Annotated in this window: 1 protein-coding gene; it reads right to left on the reverse strand. The window is 53.8% G+C overall.

The annotated features are described in order from the left end of the window. Positions 1 to 462 precede the first annotated feature (462 nt). Positions 463 to 2,751, reverse strand: a complete 2,289-nt coding sequence (locus tag EA473_RS21740) for a PAS domain S-box protein (RefSeq protein ID WP_124197690.1) — start codon at positions 2,749 to 2,751, stop codon at positions 463 to 465. Positions 2,752 to 3,268 lie beyond the last annotated feature (517 nt).

Genomic DNA, 3,268 nt, shown 5'->3' on the forward strand with positions numbered 1-3,268 from the left:
GCTCGTCCTTCTGGTCAAGTTGCTCTTGCAACTGATCGATCTTCTTGTCCTTCCGCTTGTTTTCTTGCTCAAGTTCTTCGACCCGCTGCTCAAGCTGAAGCAACCGAGAAAAGAGCTCTTCTTTGGTGAAATCGTCTGCGTTCACAGACTCCACCAACCAGGTATGACAGCAGAGGCAACGGGATGGACTCCGCTGCGGAGCCCATCCCTGAGAGTCGTATCCGATGTCTGCTGCCTGTTCATATCGCGTCCGTTGAACGCTTCCTACGAGACAGTACCGAAATCAGCTCGGGCTAAACACATACAGCTATACGAAATGCCATAGAACGGCTTGTACGGCATTTCTTTCGCCTAATTAGGACTGAACTGGCCGTTTACTATGCGTGCGAATCTACCGTGGTTGCTTCCATCAGATAATAGAGATGGTGAGAGGGCCGTGCTGACTACAGCGCAGCATATCGGTCATTCTGGATGTTGTGTGGGACTACCACCAACAGCAATCTCAAATCGGGCTCCGCCGGCCTCGCTTTCTGTAACGGTTATTTCCCAGCCATGTGCCTCTGTGATTCGTCTGATGATATCGAGTCCAAACCCCGCTTCCTTGGTATTCGAGGTATAGGCCGGGTCGAAGATTCTCTCACGGTCTTCCTGTTGAATGCCGGCCCCATCGTCGGCGACGTAGAATCCGTGATCCAGATCACCGATCGTCACTGTCACGTCAGTACCACCGTGTTCGATCGCATTCCGAATCATATTTTCCAGCAGCCGTTTCAGCTGGCCGGGATCTGCTTGAATCGACTGCTCACAGTCGGTGACCAGTTGTGCGTCGGGTGTCTTGACGTTCTTCCAGCACTCATTAGCAATCTCTTCTAGATTGATGAATTCCGTATCGGAGATATCCTGCTCCTGCTGGGCTACCGTGAGCAAGTCATCAATCAGTTCAAAAGCTCGACTCAAGCCCCTGCGTGCGTCGTCGAGATGCTCGATCTCCTGTGTTTGTTGAGCCAGTTGGATGCGGGCTTGAGCGACGTTCAGCGGATTTCGGAGATCGTGTGACAAAACATTAGCGAATTTTCGGAGTTGTTCGTTCTGGCGTTGTAACTCCTGTTGTCGCTGTTTCCGATCCGTAATCTCGGTAATGAACCCCTCGAGTGCTTCAACACGGTCATCATCGGGATAGATTCCCTGCCCGCGTTCCCAGACCCACTTCGTCTTGCCTGTCTTGGTGAGGATTCGGTACTCGATTTCGTACGGTTCCCGTTCATCAAGTGCGGTCTGTACAGCGGTCCACACGTCGCCTCGGTCATCTGGATGGATCAGGTGCGTTCCAAAGTGACCCTTATCCTGTGTAAACGTGTCCGGCGAATAGCCGGTAAGCGCCTCAACTTCACCCTTGACGTACTCCATCGGCCAGCCTTGGTCGTTTTTGCACCGATACACGATCCCGGGTAAGTTGTCGACGAGTGTCGCCAATCGCCGCTCGCGGGTTCGTTGCTCGGTGACATTGCGGACAACACCGACGGTTCCTTGAAATCCGTCGTCGGACGAACGCAGCGCGAGGTGTGCTTCGACCACCCGCGGAGGCGCGTTTATTGGGCGTATCTCGGTTTCGTATCGCACCTCCTCACAGTCGTTCGCCGAGGAGAGCATGGTTCGGACACTTTCGAGGTACCACTCGATGATCGTTTCGTCAAAAACGCCGGCCTCGACGAACGTCGTGAACGGTTGCCCGTGTATCTCGTCGATAGTCATCCCGAGAAGCGATGCCACGCTCTGATTAGCGAGTTCAATGGTGCCGTCTTCGTCGAGAATAAACACCCCGTCGGGGACGGCCTCGACAGCGGTCTGATACCGACGGAGCGTCTGTTGGGTTTCAACGGTGTGGAGCGCCTTCGCCATGTCGCTGGCGAGTTTATTGAGCATCTCACGCTCGCTGTCATCGAACACGTCTTCGTGTGGCGCATACAACGCAAGTAGTCCGTAGCAGTGGCCCTGGTACTCGGCTGGAACGACGGCTGCTTTTGCGTACGAGCTATTATCGTCCCGAGTCCACACCTCGAGTGAAGGGTCCGGCGGCTGGCCGATGGCTATTGAGTTGGTCCGAAGCGCCTCGCGAATGATCCCATCGGGGTACTCAGAGAGAGTGATGGTCCCAGGTGTCTCGATGTTGGGACCAGCAACACTCCGGGGGGCGAGACGATCTCGCTCGGCGTCATACTTACTGAACCAGACGAGACTATACGGCTCTGCTGCCCCGAGAACAGCTGTGATTTCATTTTCGATTTCCGCCCGTGTCGTCGATGTAATGAGAGCCTGATTGGCGTCCCGGAGGATACGCGCCTGTTGGGACGCACGTTGCTGGGCACGATTTTGCGCGACAGCGTTTTCGATGCGGTTTGCGAGGAGCTCATACTGCTCCACCCCAGATTTTTTTTGCAGATAATCTGTGGCCCCGCTCGATATTGCTTCGCTTGCAACGGCCTCACTCCCTTTCGCTGTGAAAAGAATAAACGGCAGATTCGGATGCTGTTCGCGGACAGCGTCGAGAAATTCGATTCCGTCTTGTTCTGGCATCTCGTACTCAGATAGGATGCAATCGAACTCGTCACTGGTGAGTCGACGAAGTCCACCACTGGCGCTCGATGCAGTTTCGACTGTGAAGCGGTCGGATATCCGTTCGAGGTGAGTGGCAGTCAGGTCTGTGGCCGAGGGGTCATCGGCAACGTGAAGGACATGGATGGGTGGCGTCAATAGAAGTATTCATGGGGGGGTTTTCAGATAATCGTTCTGGCTAGAATTCACCGTTTCTAGTGGCTATAACCGGCATTTCCACCGAATCAGGGATCCAACGAGCGAGACATATATTTCGATCTTCTCAAGACTATCATCGACGTCTTGCATGATGATTCCAGTATGTGCATGCTCTGCTACTCTGGAAAAGATGGGACGCTACGCTATTTCCATTAGGGCAAATCCCGTTTGCTTTCTGGTCGTGTGAACCGATTTACTATCCTCAAGCCAGTCGCTACAGATGAGTAAATACGGTCCCGGAATGGTGCAATGTATGGTTGACAGCCATTCACGGGACATCACCCTTTACCACTATTCGGTTCTGGTGAATCGCCAGACAGCGACGACTTGATCCGTCAGAACTAGGGAGTTGAAGCGGGAAACGGCGGATGTTCTATGTCCAAAATTTCCCGCTTCACTGGGAAGGTAGTGACATTGGCTAAAAGTGCTGTTGGTGGCCGAGGCGAATCCGCCGCCC

Source organism: Natrarchaeobius chitinivorans (assembly GCF_003841505.1).
Taxonomy (GTDB): Archaea; Halobacteriota; Halobacteria; order Halobacteriales; family Natrialbaceae; genus Natrarchaeobius; species Natrarchaeobius chitinivorans.